This window comes from Mucilaginibacter ginsenosidivorax, assembly GCF_007971525.1.
Lineage (GTDB): Bacteria > Bacteroidota > Bacteroidia > Sphingobacteriales > Sphingobacteriaceae > Mucilaginibacter > Mucilaginibacter ginsenosidivorax.
Map to the genome: position 1 here is coordinate 7,572,490 of NZ_CP042437.1, position 19,236 is coordinate 7,591,725.

The following is a 19,236-nucleotide window of genomic DNA, read 5'->3' on the forward strand; positions in this document are numbered from 1 at the left end:
TTGCTTATTTACCGGCAAGCAATCCATCAAGCGTAACCGATACATAATATAAGCCTCCGATAGTTGGGCCGCCTGCGTACTGGTAATAACGTTTGTTAAAAATATCTGTTGCGCCAACTTTAAATGTAGCATAGTAAGCCGGAACACGGTAAGTAACCTGGGCATCAAATGTGCCAATTGCAGGCACGTTGCCTGTTACCAGCGGGCTTTCCCACAAGAATGATTCCTGCCATTTGTAAACGATGTTAAAGCCTATATTTTTGGCCACTTCGCGGTTACCGAACGATACGTTGCCCGACCATTCTGGTGTGTTAAAACCGGTAACAAAAATATCGGATGTGGTTTGGGCTTTTAATTTATTAAAGCTTACGTTACCAGATACAGTATATCTTTTATAAAAATTATAGCTGATACCTGCCGATGAACCATAGTTATGATAAATGTTCTTAGCATTGGTGTAAACGCGATACCTGCTTTGTCCCTGGCTTGCAGCATTGCTTGAGGTGCCTGTTGTAGGATCGCGGTTAATATCAAGCATGGCTAATACGGCGGCGTCTGTACCCACGGTTGTGGCATTGGGTACAAATACCTGTACCTGGCCCAAAAATCCGTCGTAACGGTTGGTGTAGGCATCAATATCAATAAACACTTTATTATCCAATACAATTCCTTTGTAGCCTACTTCATATGAAGTAATCTGCTCCGGGCGCGCAGGTGGCAAATCGGCCACTTTCAACAGGTTCCTGTTGGCCAGGGCAACCTGGTCGGTGCCGCCGGCGGCGTTAACAACCGAGTTAAAATTAGCCACCGAAGTTTGCGTATAGCTATTGCCCAAATAACCTAAACCATCGTTTATGAATGGCAAGCTGCCCACGCGTTTAACACGCCCGTTGTTTACATATGACAGTGCTTCAAATAATGAAGGGAAACGGTAACCGTTCTGGAAAGTGAACCTGAAATTATGGTTCTCATTCAGGGTGTACACTGCCGCTAAACGGGGCGTAAATTTAGGGTCGAAATAAGGGTTATAATCCCATCTAACCGATCCAAATAACTTCAATTTTTCGTCGAAAAAGGTTTTGGTTACCTGTGTAAATGCGCCATATTTTTTGTAGATCACATCTTTACCAAAGCTGCCGTCGGCCAAAGGCGTGTTCCTGTCGGCAATAGGGCGGCTAAAATCAACAAAGTTGTTACCATCCGGGGTAATGGCGTAAACACGCACATCGCCGCCAACCAACAGGTCAACTACCTTAACATGGTTTGTTAAATCCCATTGCGCTTCCGCATTATACATGTGGCTTTTTTGCACCAGTGCCGCACCGCCTGTTACAGGCGCGTTTGGTATCAGGCTTGATTTAATATCCCAGTTATTAATGCCGATAATGGTTTTTCTTAAAGCATCAAACTCCGGCGTGCCTGGTTCTACCCTGCCCTTATCTGCAGCTGCTCTTGCGGCTTGCTCGGCAGCGGCCAGGTTTGCAGATGTCAGGCCTCCGTTTGCAGATCCGTAGGCGTTTAACGCGTTTTTAAAGGTGGTACCCCAGGCCGAGTTACTGGCATGGTTCAAATCCAGGTTGTCTGCCAGCGGTTTTACGTTGAATGAGTTGCCGGTATTCTCTATCGATTCATAAGCGCGAACCAAAAACTCTTTCCCTTTTAACTCAACTTTATGGTTTTGAACAGTTGCTCCCTGTAACGATATTTTATTACCGCGTTGAAACACCCCGTCGAGCCTGCCATAACGGTAGGTATAAGATAGGATAGTATTAGGTGTTAATTTGTATGATAATGTACCATCCAGTTTCAGGTTGGTAACTTTGGGATCAACCAAATCAACCTCATTGTATCCTGTACGGGCAACAGTTAGGTTTGGCATTGCTTTACCATCAACCGTAAGGCCCTTTATAGATACAGTGTTACTTCCGGCAAGTGCATCATCGCCATATTTGTTCCAGCCGTCATAAGCAGCATTGCTGGTTCCGGTTAAAGGCGGGAAGCCGGGATTTGCCGTTTTAAGGTAATAGGGATTTTGGTCGTTGCGGGTATCAGACTGCCAATCTTTACCCTGCATATAGCTAAAGTTTACTTTAAAGGCAAACTTATCGTTGAATGCTTTTGCATACCGTACAGCGGTTTCGTTAAGTGCGCTTGCACCTAACCTGTCGTTACCCACGTGGTTCACACCTTCGCGGTGATAAACGCTCAGGCCCTGGTATTTAAAAGGATCTTTGGTTATTAAATTTGATAAACCATTGATAGCGTTTGTGCCATACAACGCTGCTGCCGCGCCTGGAGTAATTTCTATACTGGCAATATCCAGCTCGGTTGGGCCAATGGCATTACCCAATGGTACACCTAAAGTTGCCGATTGCATATCAACGCCATCAACCAGCTGCATAAACCTAAAGTTGTTTGGGCTATTGAAACCACGTGTATTAGGCACTTTAAGGGTTAAACTGGTGGTGGTCATCTGTACGCCCTTTACGTTTTCCAAAGCATCGTAAAAGCTTGGGCCAGGCGACTGTTTAAGCGCGTTGATGCTCAGTTTTTCGATAGCAACCGGCGAACGTAAAAGCTTTTCTTCTTTACGCGACGCCGTTACCACCACCTCGTTAATCAATAACGACTGGCTGCTGAGCTGAATGTTCAGCGCGCTGTTGGCATTTTTAATAAAAAACTCCTGTGGCTGGAAACCCAATGCGGTGAAAACCAAGGTGTAAGGTAATTTTGCGCTGGTGGTTAATGAGAATTTACCGGTACTATCGGATGCGGTGCTATTGGTTGTGCCCTTTATACTTACGGTTGTGCCTATTAACGGTTGACCATGGTCGTCTTTCACAAAACCGCTAATAATGTAAGAGCCATTAAGTTGAGCATGGCTTATCGCCGGGACAAGAAGTACAAAAAGTGCTATAAGCCTAAATGAATTTATGATTGTTTTCATGAAAAGGATTGGTATAATTAAATATCTGTTTGTGTTTTAAGAATGTAGATAGTATTAAGATTGTGCCTATCAACAGCAACACATGACATTTAACTGCATTTTTGAATGAGCCGGAGTAATAAGAGTGTAAATATTATACATAGTCTATTGGATTAGTCGACAAAAATAGAAATTTTTTCGTCGGTGTCAAGACTCAATTCATATTTTTCGATAATATCTACCATTTTAGTGGATATATTTTCAAATAATCCCGCCCTCTTCCCTCCCAATTTTGTAATATTGGCGGCTCAACACGTACTAAATCATAATGTCTTTCAATTATCAGCGCATCATCATCAAAATTGGTTCCAATGTTTTTACCCAGGAAAACGGTCTGCCCGATCTGCAGCGTATTGAACATTTGGTTGGCCAGATAGCCGCTATTAAAAAACAAGGAAAAGAAGTGATCCTGGTATCATCCGGCGCGGTTGCTTCGGGCCGGAGCCTGATTACCATATCCGAAAAATACGATGCCATTGCAGCACGGCAGCTCTTAGCTTCTATAGGGCAGGTAAAACTTATCAATACTTATTCGCAGTTATTTGAACGTTTTGATATCCTTTGCTCGCAGGTATTGGTCACCAAAGAGGATTTCAGGGACAGAATGCACTATTTAAACATGAAAAACTGCCTTGATTTGTTGCTGCAACACCAGGTTATACCGGTAGTGAACGAAAATGATGTGGTATCGGTTACCGAGCTGATGTTTACTGATAATGACGAGCTGGCCGGATTAATTGCATCTATGTTAAACGCACAGGCGCTAATCGTATTAACCAATGTTGATGGTATTTATAATGGCGACCCTAAGGCGCCGGGCTCGGCTGTAATTGAAGAAGTAGCAGGATCGGTAGTTGATTTTGCAGCGTTTGTTTCATCGGGCAAATCGCAATTTGGCCGCGGGGGAATGATCACCAAGTCGACCATGTCGCAAAAAACAGCGCAACTGGGGATAGCTGTGCATATCGCCAATGGCAAGCGGGATAACATCCTGACGGATGTATTGGAGAATAGCGTTACCCATACCCGGTTTATCCCCAATAAAACAGCATCGGGCAAAAAGAAATGGATAGCCCATTCCGAAAAATCGGCCACAGGGGCCGTGTTGGTTAATGCAGGCGCTAAAGCTGCACTCATATCCAACAAAGCAACAAGCTTATTACCTATTGGAATAGTGGAGGTATTAACTGACTTTAAAAAAGGCGACATCATCAAACTGATGGATGAAAACCAAAAGCTGATAGGCCTGGGTATTGCCGAATACGGATCGGACAAGGCCAAAGAGCGCATCGGGCAAAAAAACCAAAAACCCCTGGTGCATTACGATTATCTTTACTTACAAGGTTAGCAATGAGTTATAATAAATATTTCGACGATGCCCGGGCGGCTGGCCGCAAGCCTGCCCTCGCCCCTGCGCTTATTAACCAGGTTTTATTGGATGTGGCTGCCGAAGCCATCGCCCAAACAGCCGTTATACTGGCCGAAAATCAGAAAGATCTTGACCTGATGGATCCGAAAGATCCTAAATATGACCGTCTGAAACTGACAGCAGCCCGCATTGAAGCCATCGCTGCCGATATGATCAGTGTTGCAGGCTTGGATAGCCCCTTAGGCAAGCAACTTTCAGAAGCGCAGATGCCCAATGGTCTGTCTATTTCAAAGGTGCGTGTACCATTGGGTGTTGTTGGTGTAATTTATGAAGCCAGGCCTAATGTTACTTTTGATGTATTCGCCCTTTGCTTTAAAACCGGCAACATCAGCATTTTAAAAGGCGGCAGCGATGCCGACCATTCTAACCGGGCTATTATCAGTGTAATTCATAAAGTGTTAAATAAGCACCACATTGATACCCATGTTGCAACCCTTTTACCTGCAGAGCGCGAGGCCACAGCTGCTTTATTAAATGCTATTGGGTATGTTGATGTACTGATACCACGCGGCAGCCAGTCGCTTATTGATTTTGTAAGGGATAACAGTAAAGTACCGGTTATTGAAACCGGGGCCGGTATTGTTCATACCTACTTTGATTTAACAGGCGATCTGGAAAAAGGTGCCGAGATTATTGCCAATGCCAAAACCCGCAGGGTAAGTGTGTGTAATGCACTTGATTGCCTGATTATTCATGCTGAAAGGCTGAGTGACCTTCCCAGGTTAAGTCACATTCTTGGAGAGAAAGAAGTTGAGTTATTTGCCGATGAACGGGCTTACGAGGAGTTAAAAAAAACTTATCCCGGCGCTTTATTGCATAAAGCACAGCCCGAGCATTTTGGTACCGAATTTTTATCGATGAAAATGGCTATTAAAACGGTTGAAAGTTTTGAGGCCGCTCTTGAATATATTGCCATCAATAGCTCTAAACACAGCGAGGCTATTATATCCGAGGATGCCGAAAATATTGCCACTTTTTTAAATGATGTTGATGCTGCAGCAGTTTACGCTAATGCATCCACAGCCTTTACTGACGGCGCGCAATTTGGCTTGGGTGCCGAGATTGGCATCAGCACCCAAAAACTCCATGCACGGGGCCCCATGGGCCTTGAGGAGCTTACCAGTTACAAATGGATTGTTAAAGGCAACGGCCAAACCAGGAATCCTTAACTACACAAAATGCACCTGTATACTTTTATAATGGATTATAAAGGCGGAACCTACATTTCGCAAGCCGAAGCCGCCGATGAACAGGAAGCAATGATACGCTGGATTGAAAATTTAGAAACCAGCGAGATTAAAGGCTTCTCAAAATCTGATAAAAGAAAAATTATTAAACTCGGATTTTCTGATGATGATAAGGCAATCCAAATTACAGGAATGCAAAATGTCTGGTATTTTAACGCCCGCACCAAAAAGGGATTTGCAGGTATCAATATTATAAAAACCGATAAATAAGGATAACACCGGCTTTGAATTAGTTTAAACCCAGCTAAAGTTTATTCCACAAAAAAAGGTGCCCTCAAGAAGGCACCTTAATTTTTTCTCTTCTCTGCTGTCGGCTCTCACTTAATCAAATAGTTCGCTACGGCAATAAAGCAAATGATCATTAAGATCACTCCTTGAAGCTTTTGTTCTAACGTTAATTGGCTTATCATTTTAAATTAATTAGGGTAAAGCAAATTTATATTGTAATCTGAATGTTACAATAGGTATTTTCATTTTTACGTTTATTTTAATAAATAGTTATAAAACTTTTAGAATCGTCAACTCCACATTTATTCATTAGAAAAATAGCAACAAATGTGTTTTAACATTGAAATAGTGTTAGTGTAACACTACGTTAAACGGGCGTTTTTTAGCTATAAAAATGTTTTTTTACGCATTTATTTTGTCCATTTAATATCGACGTAAATTTTGCATTAAAAAACAATACACCATAAGATTAAAAGCACCTGATATCATTGGCGTGTTCCGACTATTGTTATCTGACTTTTTTTCTCATTTGGTTAAATATTTATTTTCATAAACACTTGCGATAAATGTATCATTCCTGTTACATTTATCGCAGATTATAAACCAAACCAAAATGCCAAAGCACATCATGATCGTATACCTTTTAGTGGCCTGTACTATTGCAGGTATACTGCTTAACTCGCGTATAAAGCAATGGCTTAACAAAAAAGGCTAACCTTAAATTGGCCTGACGACTGTTGGCTAATACGCCCACATTAACCCAAAAAGCAAAAGCCTGTTGTTTATTCAACGGGCTTTTATGTTGAGAGCAATTTTCATATTAAAAATATTTCAGCTCTTTCTATATAAATAACTTCTTTATATAAAATAAATAAAACACTTATTATCAATATAATTTAACCAATAATTAACGAAAATAAAAAGATGATTATGAATATTGCAATGGCAAATCGGGCACATTGATTGCTCAATAGCGACCCGGAAAACTGGATAAGTGTCAAGATAAGCTTACCTTGTGCTTTTTATTGTATTAACACCAAACCAAACCTCAATCGCGAGCTATGATGATCATTAAAAAAATCTTTAAAATAATTTTAAGAACCGTATTGGGCATTGTAGCATTTGTCGCGCTCTTCCTGCTGGCGGCTTTTTTACTTTCGATATGGACTGTTAAAAAACAATCCGGCACTTCGGCCGATGTGACCATATACATTCTCACCAATGGCGACCATACCGATATTGTGGTTCCGGTAAAAAGCCAGGTAACAGATTGGAGCAAAGAGATGCCGTATCAAAACACAACAGGCCGCGATACCACGGCAAAATACCTGGCGGTAGGCTGGGGCGATAAGGGATTCTACCTCAACACCCCTACCTGGTCGCAGCTAAAGTTTAGCACGGCGTTTAGGGCTGCTTTTGCGTTAAGCACATCGGCCATTCACGCTACCTACTACCAGGCAATGCAAGAGAATAACAATTGCAAAAAGATTATGATTAGTAATGAGCAGTACAAAAGACTGATCGCCTTTGTTAACGACAGTTTTAAAAGAGACAGCGCCGGTAATGTCATCAACATAAAAACAAATGCCAACTATGGCACAAGCGATGCTTTTTACGAGGCCAACCGCAAGTACAACATGTTTTACACCTGCAACACCTGGGCCAACAACGCCCTTAAAGCCTGCGGCCAAACCGCCTGCATGTGGACACCGTTTGACAGGGGGATATTTTATCATTATAAATAGTTCATTGGTCATTGGTTCATTGGTTCATTGGTTCATTGGTTCATTGGTTCATTGGTTCATTGGTTCATTGGTTCATTGGTTCATTGGAACGCGGGCATAGCGGGCATGCCGGGTAAAAGCTTTAAACTACAATAAAAAAGTTCATCGGCCCTGTCTGGTAATCCAACAGACAAGACTAATGAACCAGTGAACCAATAAACTAAATTATTGCCCTCGCCTGACCTAATCCCTATATCAACATAAAACACAAAAGCGTATCTTTGCGCCCATTATGAGTAAGCATGGCAGGATCTTAGTGGCAATGAGCGGTGGCGTTGATAGTTCGGTAGCAGCAGTTATGCTGCATGAGCAGGGCTATGAAGTTATTGGGCTCACCATGAAAACCTGGGACTATGCTTCGTCTGGCGGAAGTTCCAAAGAAACAGGCTGTTGTAGCCTGGATAGCATTAATGATGCCCGCGCTTTGGCTGTTGGCTATGGTTTCCCGCATTATATCCTGGATATCCGCAACGAGTTTGGCGATTTTGTTATTGATAACTTTGTTGACGAGTACCTGGCCGGTCGCACACCAAACCCATGTGTGTTATGCAATACCCACATTAAATGGGAAGCTTTATTAAAACGCGCCGATAAACTGGATTGCGAATTTATAGCAACAGGGCATTACGCCAATATCCGTTTACAGGATAATGGCCGTTATGTAATTTCAAAAGGTAAAGACGAAAATAAAGATCAGTCATACGTGCTTTGGGGTGTATCTCAAAAAAACCTGGCGCGTACCAAGTTCCCCTTAGGCAGTTTTTCAAAGCCCGAGATCAGGCAAATGGCTATGGATATGGGACAGATTGAGCTTGCCGGTAAAAGTGAAAGCTACGAGATTTGCTTTGTGCCCGATAACGATTACAGGTCGTTTTTAAGGCATAAAGTTGAAGATTTGGAGGAACGTGTTGCGGGCGGCAACTTTGTGCTTGCAAACGGCACCATAGTGGGCAAACACCAGGGTTATCCCTTCTATACCATTGGTCAGCGTAAAGGATTAGGCATTGCCCTGGGGCAACCTATGTTTGTAACCAGTATTGACCCCAACTCTAATACGGTAGTATTAGGTACAGCCGATGAATTGGAACGCAAACAGGCCTGGGTTAAAAACCTAAACCTGGTAAAATACGCCAGCATTACCGAGCCTATCGAGGCTATTACCAAAATACGTTATAAAGATGCCGGTACCACCAGCAGCATTGTACAAATGGGCGAACACATGAAGGTTGATTTTCATCATAATGTATCTGGTATCGCGCCCGGGCAATCGGCAGTTTTTTATGAAGGCAGCGACCTTTTGGGCGGCGGATTTTTAATGTAGTTTTATTTTGAGGGTCAAATAGTGTAAAACCGACAGGGTTTAACCGGGCACGTAACAGGATCAAAACATCAAAAAAACAGCCTTTAAAATCGCTCTTGAAACAATACTACAGCTTTTCAAAATTGAGGCATTCGTACAATCTTCACAGCTAATATTCCAACGTTTTTAGCAAAACTAATTGGCGTTTCGCTTTCTTTATGTTTTATTTGCAAAAAATAACTGCTTAAATGGCCAAAAATTTACTGATAGTTGAATCTCCGGCGAAAGCCAAAACCATCGAGGGTTACCTTGGGAAAGACTTTATTGTGAAGTCGAGCTACGGGCATATCCGCGATTTGGTAAAGTCTGAAGATGCGATAGATATAGGTAACAACTTCGCTCAAAAATATGAGGTACCTGCCGATAAAAAACAGGTAGTGAGCGAATTGAAGAAATTAGCTAAAGAAGCAGAGATGGTTTGGCTGGCATCTGATGAGGACCGCGAGGGAGAAGCCATATCATGGCACTTATTTGATACTTTAGGATTGAAAGATGCTACCACCAAACGCATCGTTTTTCACGAAATAACCAAACCTGCCATTTTAAAGGCAATTGATACGCCGCGTAAAATTGACTACAATTTGGTGAATGCACAGCAGGCACGCCGTGTATTAGACAGGTTGGTGGGTTTTGAACTTTCGCCTGTTTTATGGAAAAAGGTTAAACCATCCCTTTCTGCAGGCCGTGTACAATCAGTAGCAGTACGGTTGATTGTTGACAGGGAACGCGAAGTAAATAAATTTACTGCCGAAGCTGCTTTTAAAATAGTAGCCATATTTGGTAAGGGTAAAGATGCTTTTAAAGCCGAGCTGGCCGAACGTTATGCCAAACCTGAAGATGCCGAGAAGTTTTTACAGGATTGTATCGGTGCCGATTTTGACGTACGCTCACTGGAAACCAAACCAGCCAAACGCTCGCCGGCTGCACCATTTACTACATCTACCCTACAACAGGAAGCCAGCAGGAAGCTGGGCTACTCGGTAGCACGCACCATGCAGGTAGCGCAACGTTTGTACGAGGCCGGGTATATTACCTATATGCGTACCGACTCGGTAAACTTATCAGATACCGCGTTAAATGCTGCACAAAGCGAAATCGTATCGGCTTATGGCGAAAAATACCATCAGCTAAGAAAATATAAAACCAAAAACGCAAGCGCGCAGGAAGCTCACGAAGCCATCAGGCCAACCTATTTTAACAATCATACCATCAACGGCGAATCGAACGAGAAACGCCTGTATGAACTGATATGGAAACGGGCCATAGCCTCGCAAATGAGTGAAGCGCAGTTTGAGAAAACCACTGCAAAAATCAGTATATCAACCCGTAAAGAGGATTTAACAGCCAATGGCGAGGTGATGAAGTTTGATGGTTTCCTGAAAGTTTACCTTGAATCAAGCGATGACGAGGATGAACCGCAGCAGGATGGTGAAAACGCTATGCTGCCGCCTTTAACCCGAGGCCAGCGTTTGGCACTACAGGAAATGTCGGCAACAGAACGCTTCTCGCGTCCGCCGGCAAGGTATACTGAGGCCAGCCTGGTGAAAAAGTTAGAGGAGTTAGGTATCGGCCGTCCATCTACCTATGCCCCTACTATATCTACCATCCAAAATCGCGGTTATGTAGTTAAGGAAGAGCGCGAAGGTAAAGTGCGCAATTTCAGAGTAATGGTGCTGAAAGATGGCCAGATTGTTAAGGAACAAAAAACTGAGAATACCGGTGCCGAGCGCGGCAAGCTATTCCCTACCGATATTGGCGCAGTTGTAAATGACTTTTTGGTACAATACTTTAAAGAAATTGTTGATTTTAACTTTACCGCCAGCGTTGAAAAACAATTTGACGAAATAGCTCAGGGTTTAAAAGACTGGACAGCAATGTTGCACGATTTTTATAACCCTTTCCATAAAGGCGTACAAAGCACTATTGAAACGGCTGATAAAGCAACCGGCGAACGTGAATTGGGTGTGCACCCTGAAAATGGCAAAAAAATATCTGTACGTATTGGTCGCTACGGCCCTTTTGTACAGGTTGGTGAAAGTGCTACCGAAGAGAACGAAGAAAAGCCGTTATACGCGAGTTTAAGGGCCGGCCAGAGCATAGAAACCATAACTATTGATGAAGCGCTGGAATTATTTAAGCTGCCCAAAGTTGTTGGTGAATATGAAGGTAAGGTAATGAAAGTGGCTATTGGCCGTTTCGGGCCGTACATTAGCCATAACAGCGCGTTTGTTTCGTTACCAAAAGATATCGATCCTCATGATGTTACCGAAGAAAAAGCGATTGAGTTGATTAACGAAAAACGTAAGAAAGATGCCGAAAAGCTGATTAAAGCGTTTGACGAAGACCCGGAAGTAAAAGTATTAAACGGCCGCTGGGGGCCATATATTGAATTTGGCAAACTTAACGTTAAGATACCCAAGGATAAAGACCCCTTGACCTTAACTTATGAAGAGTGTAAAGCCCTGGCTGATGCCATGCCTAAGGATGCAAAAAAAGGCCGCTTTGGTAAAACGGTAGCAGCCGCAAAACCTGCGGCCAAAAAAGCCCCCGCCAAGAAAAAAGCGCCGGCTAAGAAGAAGTAAGTAATTGGTTGATTGAGTTGGATTAAGTTAAGTGGTTGATTGAGTTGGATTAAGTTGATTGAGTTAGTTGTAGATTAAGTTAAATATTTTTTTCTCTGCCACAAACCACTTAACTCAATCAACCTAATCAACCACTTAACTAATCCCCCCCAATCAACCTAATCAACCACTTAACTTAATCAACAAAATGATCAAAGACCTCCCCGAAAATAACGTTAAAGATATAGCCATAGCGGTAGCTTTGGAGCGCGAAAGTGTGGAGAGCAAAATTTGGTATGTGTACCTCATCAACCTTAAAAATGAGCCTATCGAGAACGTACTGATCACCTCAAAGGGTTATGGCGAAAAAAATGGCGAGCAGGTAAAAACCTCCGTTTTACGCCATATGATCCCGGTGGTTGACAGCAAAGGCTACAAACTTATTGAACCAATTGACGAGCAAACTTTCGGCCTGAATAATGAATATTGGCTAAGCTATTATATCGGCAGTAACATTTACGATAAAAAGTTCATTTTCCTGCCTGAAAGCATCGTAGAGATGAATTTCATCAAACTTCCGGTACTGAATAAGCCTGGTGTTATGATATTATAGTGGTGAGTGGTTGATTGAGTTGGATTAAGTTGATCGTAAAAAAAGTTGAATTTTTTGCTCTGCTACAAACTACTCACCCCAATCAACCTAATCAACTACCTAAACTTAATCAACTCAATCCAACCTAATCAACCACCCACCACATAAATATTTCTCAATTAATTATTTGTTGTTATAAATTTTATACATTCATGCAATAAATAAACCTATTCCATGGAGAACGGATATACTAGGTTCCGCAAACGTAAAAGCTTAATTACATTCGGCGCCGCGCTTGCTGTGCTGCTGATTATCGCTTATCTTATTGTTAATGGCCAGAAGAAAAATGTGGTCGACCCAGCCTTTAGCAAGTACATCGAGTCGTACACAACCGGGGTAATTTCCAAGACAAGCCCCATTACCATTCGCCTGGCCAGCACCGTACAAATTACCCATCAGCAAAACGAGGAGGTTGATAACAACCTGTTTGATTTCTCTCCATCGGTAAAAGGCAAAGCCTACTGGACAGATTCTCGTACCATTGAATTCCGGCCGGATAAAAAGCTCGACCCTGATAAAACCTACAATGCCGAATTTAAACTGGGCAAACTGATTGACGTGCCTTCCAGGTTTAACAGGTTTAAATTTAACTTCCAGGTGGTTAAGCCCGATTTTAACGTTGCTTTTAACGGGCTGCAAACAGCTACCAGTACATCTACCGACGAGATGAAGATGGAAGGATCGGTACAAACGGCCGATACCGAGGATCCTGCCCTTATTGAAAAAGTAATTACCGTAAATTATATGCTGCCGGTGAAGATAAGCTGGGAGCACAACACAGTGGCAAAAACCCACACTTTTAAAATAACCGGCTTAAAACGGCAAAAGGGCGAAGTTGCAGCGCTAACCATAAATTGGGACGGTAGCAGCATCAACGTTGATAAAAAAGGCGAGCAGCATTTTGATGTGCCTGCCATAGGTGATTTTAAGGTGCTGAACGTTCGTGCAATACAGGATAATGACCAATATGTTCTGGTGCAGTTTTCAGATGCCATTGTGGTTGGGCAGGAGTTGGCAGGCCTTATCGGCATTAACAATGTAACCGATCCGGCTTACGCCATTGAGGGCAGTACTGTAAAAATTTATGCTCCCGAAAGGCTTGAAGGCGATTACAGTGTTTTTGTAAATGAAGGGGTAGAAAACATATCGCATAAAAAGATAACCAAAACCTATACAGCTAATGTGTTTTTTGAGAACAGGCTGCCCGGTGTTACTATACCGGGCAAGGGTGTTATCCTCCCCGATTCGGGCAAACTGATGATGCCTTTTGAGGCCGTTAATCTTAAAGCAGTTGATGTATCGGTAATTAAAATATATGAAAGCAATGTGCCGCAATATTTTCAAAACAATGATTTTAACGGCAGCCAGGAATTGCGCCAGGTAGGCAAGCCTATTTTACAAAAAACTATCAGGCTTGATAACGATAAAGGGCTTAATCTGAACAAGAAAAACCGTTTCATGCTCGATCTTGATCAGATGATCCGCACCGAACCAGGAGCAATTTATCGGGTTATCATCGGTTTCAGGCAGGAATACTCCTTATACAATTGCAGTTTAGCCGGGGCAGGCAAAAAGAGCGGTACCGATGATGACGAATATGGCGGCGGTGACTACAGCTATAGCGATAATGCCGGCAAGGTAAATGACGAGGATAACGACTTTTGGTCGAGGTACGACAGCTATTATCCCGAAGGTTATGATTGGCAGGAGAAGGATAATGCCTGTACCCCATCCTACTACACCAAAACCCGCTGGGCTACCCGTAACATTATTGCATCAAACATAGGGTTGATAGCAAAGCGGGGCAATAATAACAATATGCTTATTGCGGTTACCGATATCATGAACGCCAAACCGATGGATGGCGTTGAGCTGCAACTGCTGGATTACCAAAAGCAAGTGTTGCTAAAAACCACCTCGGGCAGCGATGGCCTGGCAAGTTTCGACTTAAAGCGTAAACCTTATTTGCTGTTGGCAAAAAAAGGAAACCAGCGTGGTTATTTAAAACTTGATGATGGCAATACCCTCCCACTTACCCGCTTTAACGTTGGCGGCGATGAAGTACAAAGCGGGCTTAAAGGCTTTATTTATGGCGAGCGTGGTGTTTGGCGGCCAGGTGATAGCATATTCATGACCTTTATACTGGAAGATAAGCTAAAAACCTTACCAGCCGACCACCCGGTAGAGTTTGAGCTGAAAGACCCCAACGATAAATTGTATAAACGGATTACAAACACCAAATCTGTTGATGGCTTTTACAGCTTCCATACCGCTACCGAAACCTCATCACCTACCGGTAACTGGACAGCTACTGTAAAAGTTGGCGGGGCTACTTTTGAAAAGAAAATAAAGGTTGAAACCATTATGCCTAACCGCTTAAAGTTGGGCTTAACCTTTGGCGGCGCCGAAGAATTAACCAAGGGCAATAATGCCAACGGCAAGCTAACCGCCCGCTGGCTGTTTGGCGGGGCTGCTCAAAATTTAAAGGCCAAGGTTGATGCTTTTTTATCGGCACAAACAACCACGTTTAAAAATTATAAGGATTATGTTTTTGACGATCCTACGCTGGCCTTTAACATGCAAACGCAAACCGTTTTTGATGGCAAGCTGAGCGCCGAAGGCAATGCCGATGTGGATGCCAATATCAATATTGAAAAACAAGCCCCCGGGCAGCTAAGGGCCAACTTTTTGGTAAAGGTTTTTGAACCGGGAGGCAACTTCAGCGTTCAGCAAGTTAGTTTGCCATATAACGTTTACCCCGGCTATGTTGGTATTAAAACGCCCGAAGGCAGCGCCCTATCCGGAATGCTGGTTACCGATAAAGACCAGCAGATTGATATTGCCGATGTAGATGTAAACGGAAACGCCCTTGCAGGTACCCGCAACGTGCAGCTGGAATTGTATAAAATACAATGGCGCTGGTGGTGGGACGAAACCGGCAATGAAATGACCAACTTTACCCAGGGTAAATACAACAAGCTGATTAAAACCCAAAGTATTCAATTAACCAATGGCCATGGCAAATGGACCCTGCGTGTACCTAAAGCCGACTGGGGCCGGTACCTGATCAAGGTAAAAGATGAACAAACAGGCCATAGCACCGGTAAAATAATTTATGTAGACTGGCCAAACTGGTCGGAAAGGTTACAGCAAAGCAACCCTACCGAAGCAGCCATGCTTTCGTTTACATCAGATAAGCAAGCCTATAACGTTGGCGAACAGGCTACATTAACCATCCCTACCGCAGCAGATGGCCGGGCATTGATCAGCTTTGAAAATGGCAGCAAGATTTTAAAAACCACCTGGATTGATACAAAAAAAGGCCAAACCCAATACAGCTTTACGGTTGAACCCGATATGGCGCCCAATGTCTTTGTAAATGTTACCATGCTGCAGCACCATTCGCAAACGGTAAATGATTTGCCAATCCGCATGTACGGGGTGATACCCCTTATCGTTAACAACCCGGCCACCATATTAAAACCGGTGATCACCATGCCCGATAAGATCAGGCCCGAGACTCAATCGGCCATTACAGTATCGGAAGCTACCGGCAAGGAGATGACCTACACCATTGCTATTGTTGATGAAGGCCTGCTGGATATTACCAGTTACAAACTCCCCGATCCGCATAATACATTTTACGCCAAAGAAGCGCTGGGTGTTAAAACCTGGGATTTGTTTGATTACGTGATTGGAGCCTATGGCGGCGGCCTTAACCGGATACTGAGCATAGGCGGCGATGGTAGCCTGGGCAGCAACAGAAATGTATCTGTAAACCGGTTTAAGCCCGTTGTGAAATTTATGGGGCCGTTCCACCTTGGGGCAGGAGAAAAGCAAACCACGGGCTTTAAACTACCGCAATACGTGGGCTCGGTTAAGGCCATGGTTGTTGCCGGTCACGATGGCGCTTACGGTATAGCCGAAAAAGCCGTTGTTGTTAAAAAGCCATTGATGATATTGGCCACCCTGCCGCGTGTATTGGGGCCATCAGAAAAGGTACAACTGCCGGTTACTGTCTTCGCTATGGAGCCTAACATTAAAACGGTTACGGTATCGGTACAAAGCAACGCCTTTAGTAACCTGGAAGGTAATAATACCCAAACCCTCACCTTCGCCAAAACCGGCGATCAGATGGTAACCTTCGATTTAAACGTTAAGGATTTTGTAGGGATAGGTAAGGTGAAAGTAGTAGCCAAAAGCGGTTCAGAAACAGCTGCTTATGACGTTGAACTAAACGTACGTAACCCTAACCCGCCGGTTACCCGAATATTGGAGAAAGAGCTTGCAGCCGGTGAAGCCTGGAACATAGCCTACCAGGCTGTAGGCATCAGCGGTACCAATAAAAACACGCTGGAGATAGCATCCATCCCACCCCTTAATTTGGGCAAGCGTTTGGATTACCTGATTGATTATCCTCATGGCTGCGTGGAGCAAACCACATCAGCTGCATTCCCGCAATTGTATTTAGGGCAACTGCTCGACTTGTCGCCAAGGCAAAAAGCCGAATCTGATAGGAATATTAAGGCTACCATAGCCAGGCTAAATGGTTTCCAGGTTCAAGGCGGCGGCTTAAGCTACTGGCCCGATGGAGGCAACGCCGATGAATGGGGAACCAATTACGCGGGGCATTTTATGCTGGCCGCGCAAGCTAAAGGCTATAGTATGCCTTTGGGCTTTATGGAACAATGGAAAAAATTCCAGAAACAGAAGGCATTAAGCTGGTCGCCGGATAGCCGCAGTTTTTATGGCGACGACCTGAACCAGGCCTACCGTCTGTACCTGCTGGCCCTCGCCCGTTCGCCCGAGTTGGGTGCCATGAACCGCCTGCGCGAATTTAAATACTTAAGCATTGAAGCCAAATGGAGGCTGGCAGCGGCCTATAAGCTGGCGGGACAGCCTGAGATTGGTTTACGGATGATTGCAGGCTTGCCAACCGTTATTAAGCCCTATTATACCATGTTTGGCACCTATGGGTCCGACTTAAGGGATGAGGCCATGATACTGGAAACATTAACCTTACTTGGCCAGCAGGCACGCGCCGCGGCACAGTTAAGAACTGTGGCTGCAAAGTTATCGCAGGATGACTGGTACAGCACCCAAACAACCGCCTACTCGCTCATAGCCATTGCGCAATATTGCGGGCAAAACAAATCGTCAGGTAAAATGACATTCAGCTTCCAGGGGGGGGCTGTTAACTCGCAATCGTATATCTGGCAAAACGTTTTAGCCGCAGGTGGTGGCAAAGTAAGCCTTAAAAATAACGGCAACAACAGGTTGTATGTAAGGTTGATACAAAAAGGACAGCCATCATCGGGCCTTGATGTAAAAACCTTTATCGACCCAAGGGTACTGCAGATGCGCGTAGGTTACTTTACCTTATCCGGTAAGCAGATAGACCCATCATCATTAAGGCAGGGTACCGATTTTGTGGCCCAGGTAAACATCAAAAACCCGGGCAAACGCGGCCGGTATGATAATTTGGCGCTAACCCAGATCTTCCCTTCGGGCTGGGAAATTCTGAATAGCAGAATGATGAACAACGATGAGGCCTTTAAATCATCCCCATCTGATTACCGCGATATCCGTGACGACCGGGTGAATACTTATTTCAGCCTGCCGGAGGGCCGCGAGGTTACTTACTACGTAATGCTGAATGCTGCCTATGCGGGGCACTATTACCTGCCTGCCGTTTATTGCGAGGCAATGTACAACAGCTCGATTAACAGTTTGATTAAGGGTCAGTGGGTTGATGTGACAAAGTAGAACGGTGGTGAAACAAAAAACCGACACTAAATTGACAAGTAAACCCCAAACTTACGAAGTTTTAAAAACTTTGTAAGTTTGAGGTTTACAAACATGTCACGGGCACTCCCCTAATCTGCACATCTGAAATCTATTTCCCCCGTCCTGTCAGGCTTTTAATCAGTTCTGTTTCTTCAGTTTTATATGGCGTGCCATCTTTGTGAAAAATATCGTGGAACCATAGTTTTGGTTCCGCGCCATCGGGCATTGGGGTATCCCAGGCGTAAATGGTATTGGTTTTGCCGGTTACAAAGCCCCAGTTTATGGCGCCAACATTTTCTTTTTTCAGCATAGGCAATACGGTTGCAAATGTGCTGTTACGCGGACGGGCCATATATTCGGTACATATTAACGGGCGGCCAATCATTTTCAGAAATTGCACTGTTTTCAGGTGATCATCAACCGGCGAATAATCGTGATAAGTAGTTACATCCGAATTAGCTATTTGGAACTTGTTTAAGTCCTCTAATCCCCATGACCATACACCTGCGCTTACCGGCTGGCTTGGGTTTACCTGGCGGGCCCATTTAAATACGTTTTTAAGCAATGGTAAACTTTTGTTCTCTTTACCGGAGTTGCCTGGCTCGTTATATAAATCCCAAAGCAATATGCGCTTGTCTGCCTTAAAAGTGGTTAATACGTCCTTCACATATTTTTCCAACACCGGCGAATTGGCCATCTCTTCGGATGCCGGCTGGCCGGGGTCCTGCGCCCAACCCGAATTGTGGATGCCAGGTTTTGGCTCGGGCTGTTTACCTGCTTTGGGTACTTTGTTCCAGCAATCGTCAAAAAATACAAACATGGTTTTAATGCCGTGTTTGCTGGATATGGCCAGGTACTCGTCCACCCGTTTTTTAAAACCGGCTGGGTCTTGTTGCCAGGCAAGGTGATGTAAAAACACACGCATTACATTCATGCCAATTCCCTGGGCATAGCCCAGTTCCTTATCAATAGTCTTCGGGTCGAAGGTATCGGCCTGCCACATTTCCAATTGGTTAATGGCGTTGCTGGTTATAAAATCGCTGCCAACAAGCCATTGGTTTTTGGCGTACCAGGCGTTGGCTTTTTGCGGACTCCAAACAGGTGCTGTTGCTTTTTGCTGGGCCGATAGCCTCATGCTCAATGGCATTATTAAAGCGATGGCCAATACTTTTAGTTTAGTTTGCATGTATAAGTGTTTAAAA

The 19,236-nt window shown here is 43.9% G+C and carries 10 protein-coding genes; 8 read left to right on the forward strand and 2 right to left on the reverse strand.

The window, feature by feature from the left end; translation table 11 throughout:
• Positions 1-4: 4 nt before the first annotated feature.
• A complete protein-coding gene (locus FSB76_RS31130; RefSeq protein ID WP_192910112.1) occupies positions 5-2,947 on the reverse strand; it encodes a TonB-dependent receptor in 2,943 nt (980 codons plus the stop codon).
• A gap of 307 nt (positions 2,948-3,254) precedes the next feature.
• On the opposite strand from FSB76_RS31130, the gene proB reads away from it, so the two are divergent.
• The 8 genes from proB (at position 3,255) to FSB76_RS31170 (ending at position 18,013) form a co-directional block, all read left to right on the forward strand.
• Positions 3,255-4,334: a glutamate 5-kinase gene (gene proB, locus FSB76_RS31135; protein WP_147060517.1), complete on the forward strand. Its 1,080-nt coding sequence runs from the start codon at positions 3,255-3,257 to the stop codon at positions 4,332-4,334.
• Between the two features lie 2 nt (positions 4,335-4,336).
• Positions 4,337-5,584: a glutamate-5-semialdehyde dehydrogenase gene (locus FSB76_RS31140; protein WP_147060519.1), complete on the forward strand. Its 1,248-nt coding sequence runs from the start codon at positions 4,337-4,339 to the stop codon at positions 5,582-5,584.
• A gap of 9 nt (positions 5,585-5,593) precedes the next feature.
• Positions 5,594-5,872, forward strand: a complete 279-nt coding sequence (locus FSB76_RS31145) for a hypothetical protein (RefSeq protein ID WP_147060521.1) — start codon at positions 5,594-5,596, stop codon at positions 5,870-5,872.
• Between the two features lie 1,079 nt (positions 5,873-6,951).
• A complete protein-coding gene (locus tag FSB76_RS31150) occupies positions 6,952-7,635 on the forward strand; it encodes a TIGR02117 family protein (RefSeq protein ID WP_225976362.1) in 684 nt (227 codons plus the stop codon).
• 271 nt (positions 7,636-7,906) lie between these two features.
• Positions 7,907-8,995: a tRNA 2-thiouridine(34) synthase MnmA gene (mnmA, locus tag FSB76_RS31155; protein WP_147060523.1), complete on the forward strand. Its 1,089-nt coding sequence runs from the start codon at positions 7,907-7,909 to the stop codon at positions 8,993-8,995.
• A 227-nt stretch (positions 8,996-9,222) separates the two neighbouring features.
• Complete coding sequence (topA, locus tag FSB76_RS31160) at positions 9,223-11,616, forward strand: type I DNA topoisomerase (protein ID WP_147060525.1); 2,394 nt, start codon at positions 9,223-9,225, stop codon at positions 11,614-11,616.
• A gap of 187 nt (positions 11,617-11,803) precedes the next feature.
• Positions 11,804-12,208, forward strand: coding sequence for a hypothetical protein (locus FSB76_RS31165; protein WP_147060527.1), 405 nt, complete (start codon positions 11,804-11,806; stop codon positions 12,206-12,208).
• 213 nt (positions 12,209-12,421) lie between these two features.
• Positions 12,422-18,013, forward strand: coding sequence for an alpha-2-macroglobulin family protein (locus FSB76_RS31170; protein WP_147060529.1), 5,592 nt, complete (start codon positions 12,422-12,424; stop codon positions 18,011-18,013).
• A gap of 130 nt (positions 18,014-18,143) precedes the next feature.
• On the opposite strand, the gene FSB76_RS31175 is transcribed toward FSB76_RS31170, so the two are convergent.
• A complete protein-coding gene (locus FSB76_RS31175) occupies positions 18,144-19,220 on the reverse strand; it encodes a glycoside hydrolase family 2 TIM barrel-domain containing protein (protein ID WP_225976363.1) in 1,077 nt (358 codons plus the stop codon).
• Positions 19,221-19,236: the final 16 nt, after the last annotated feature.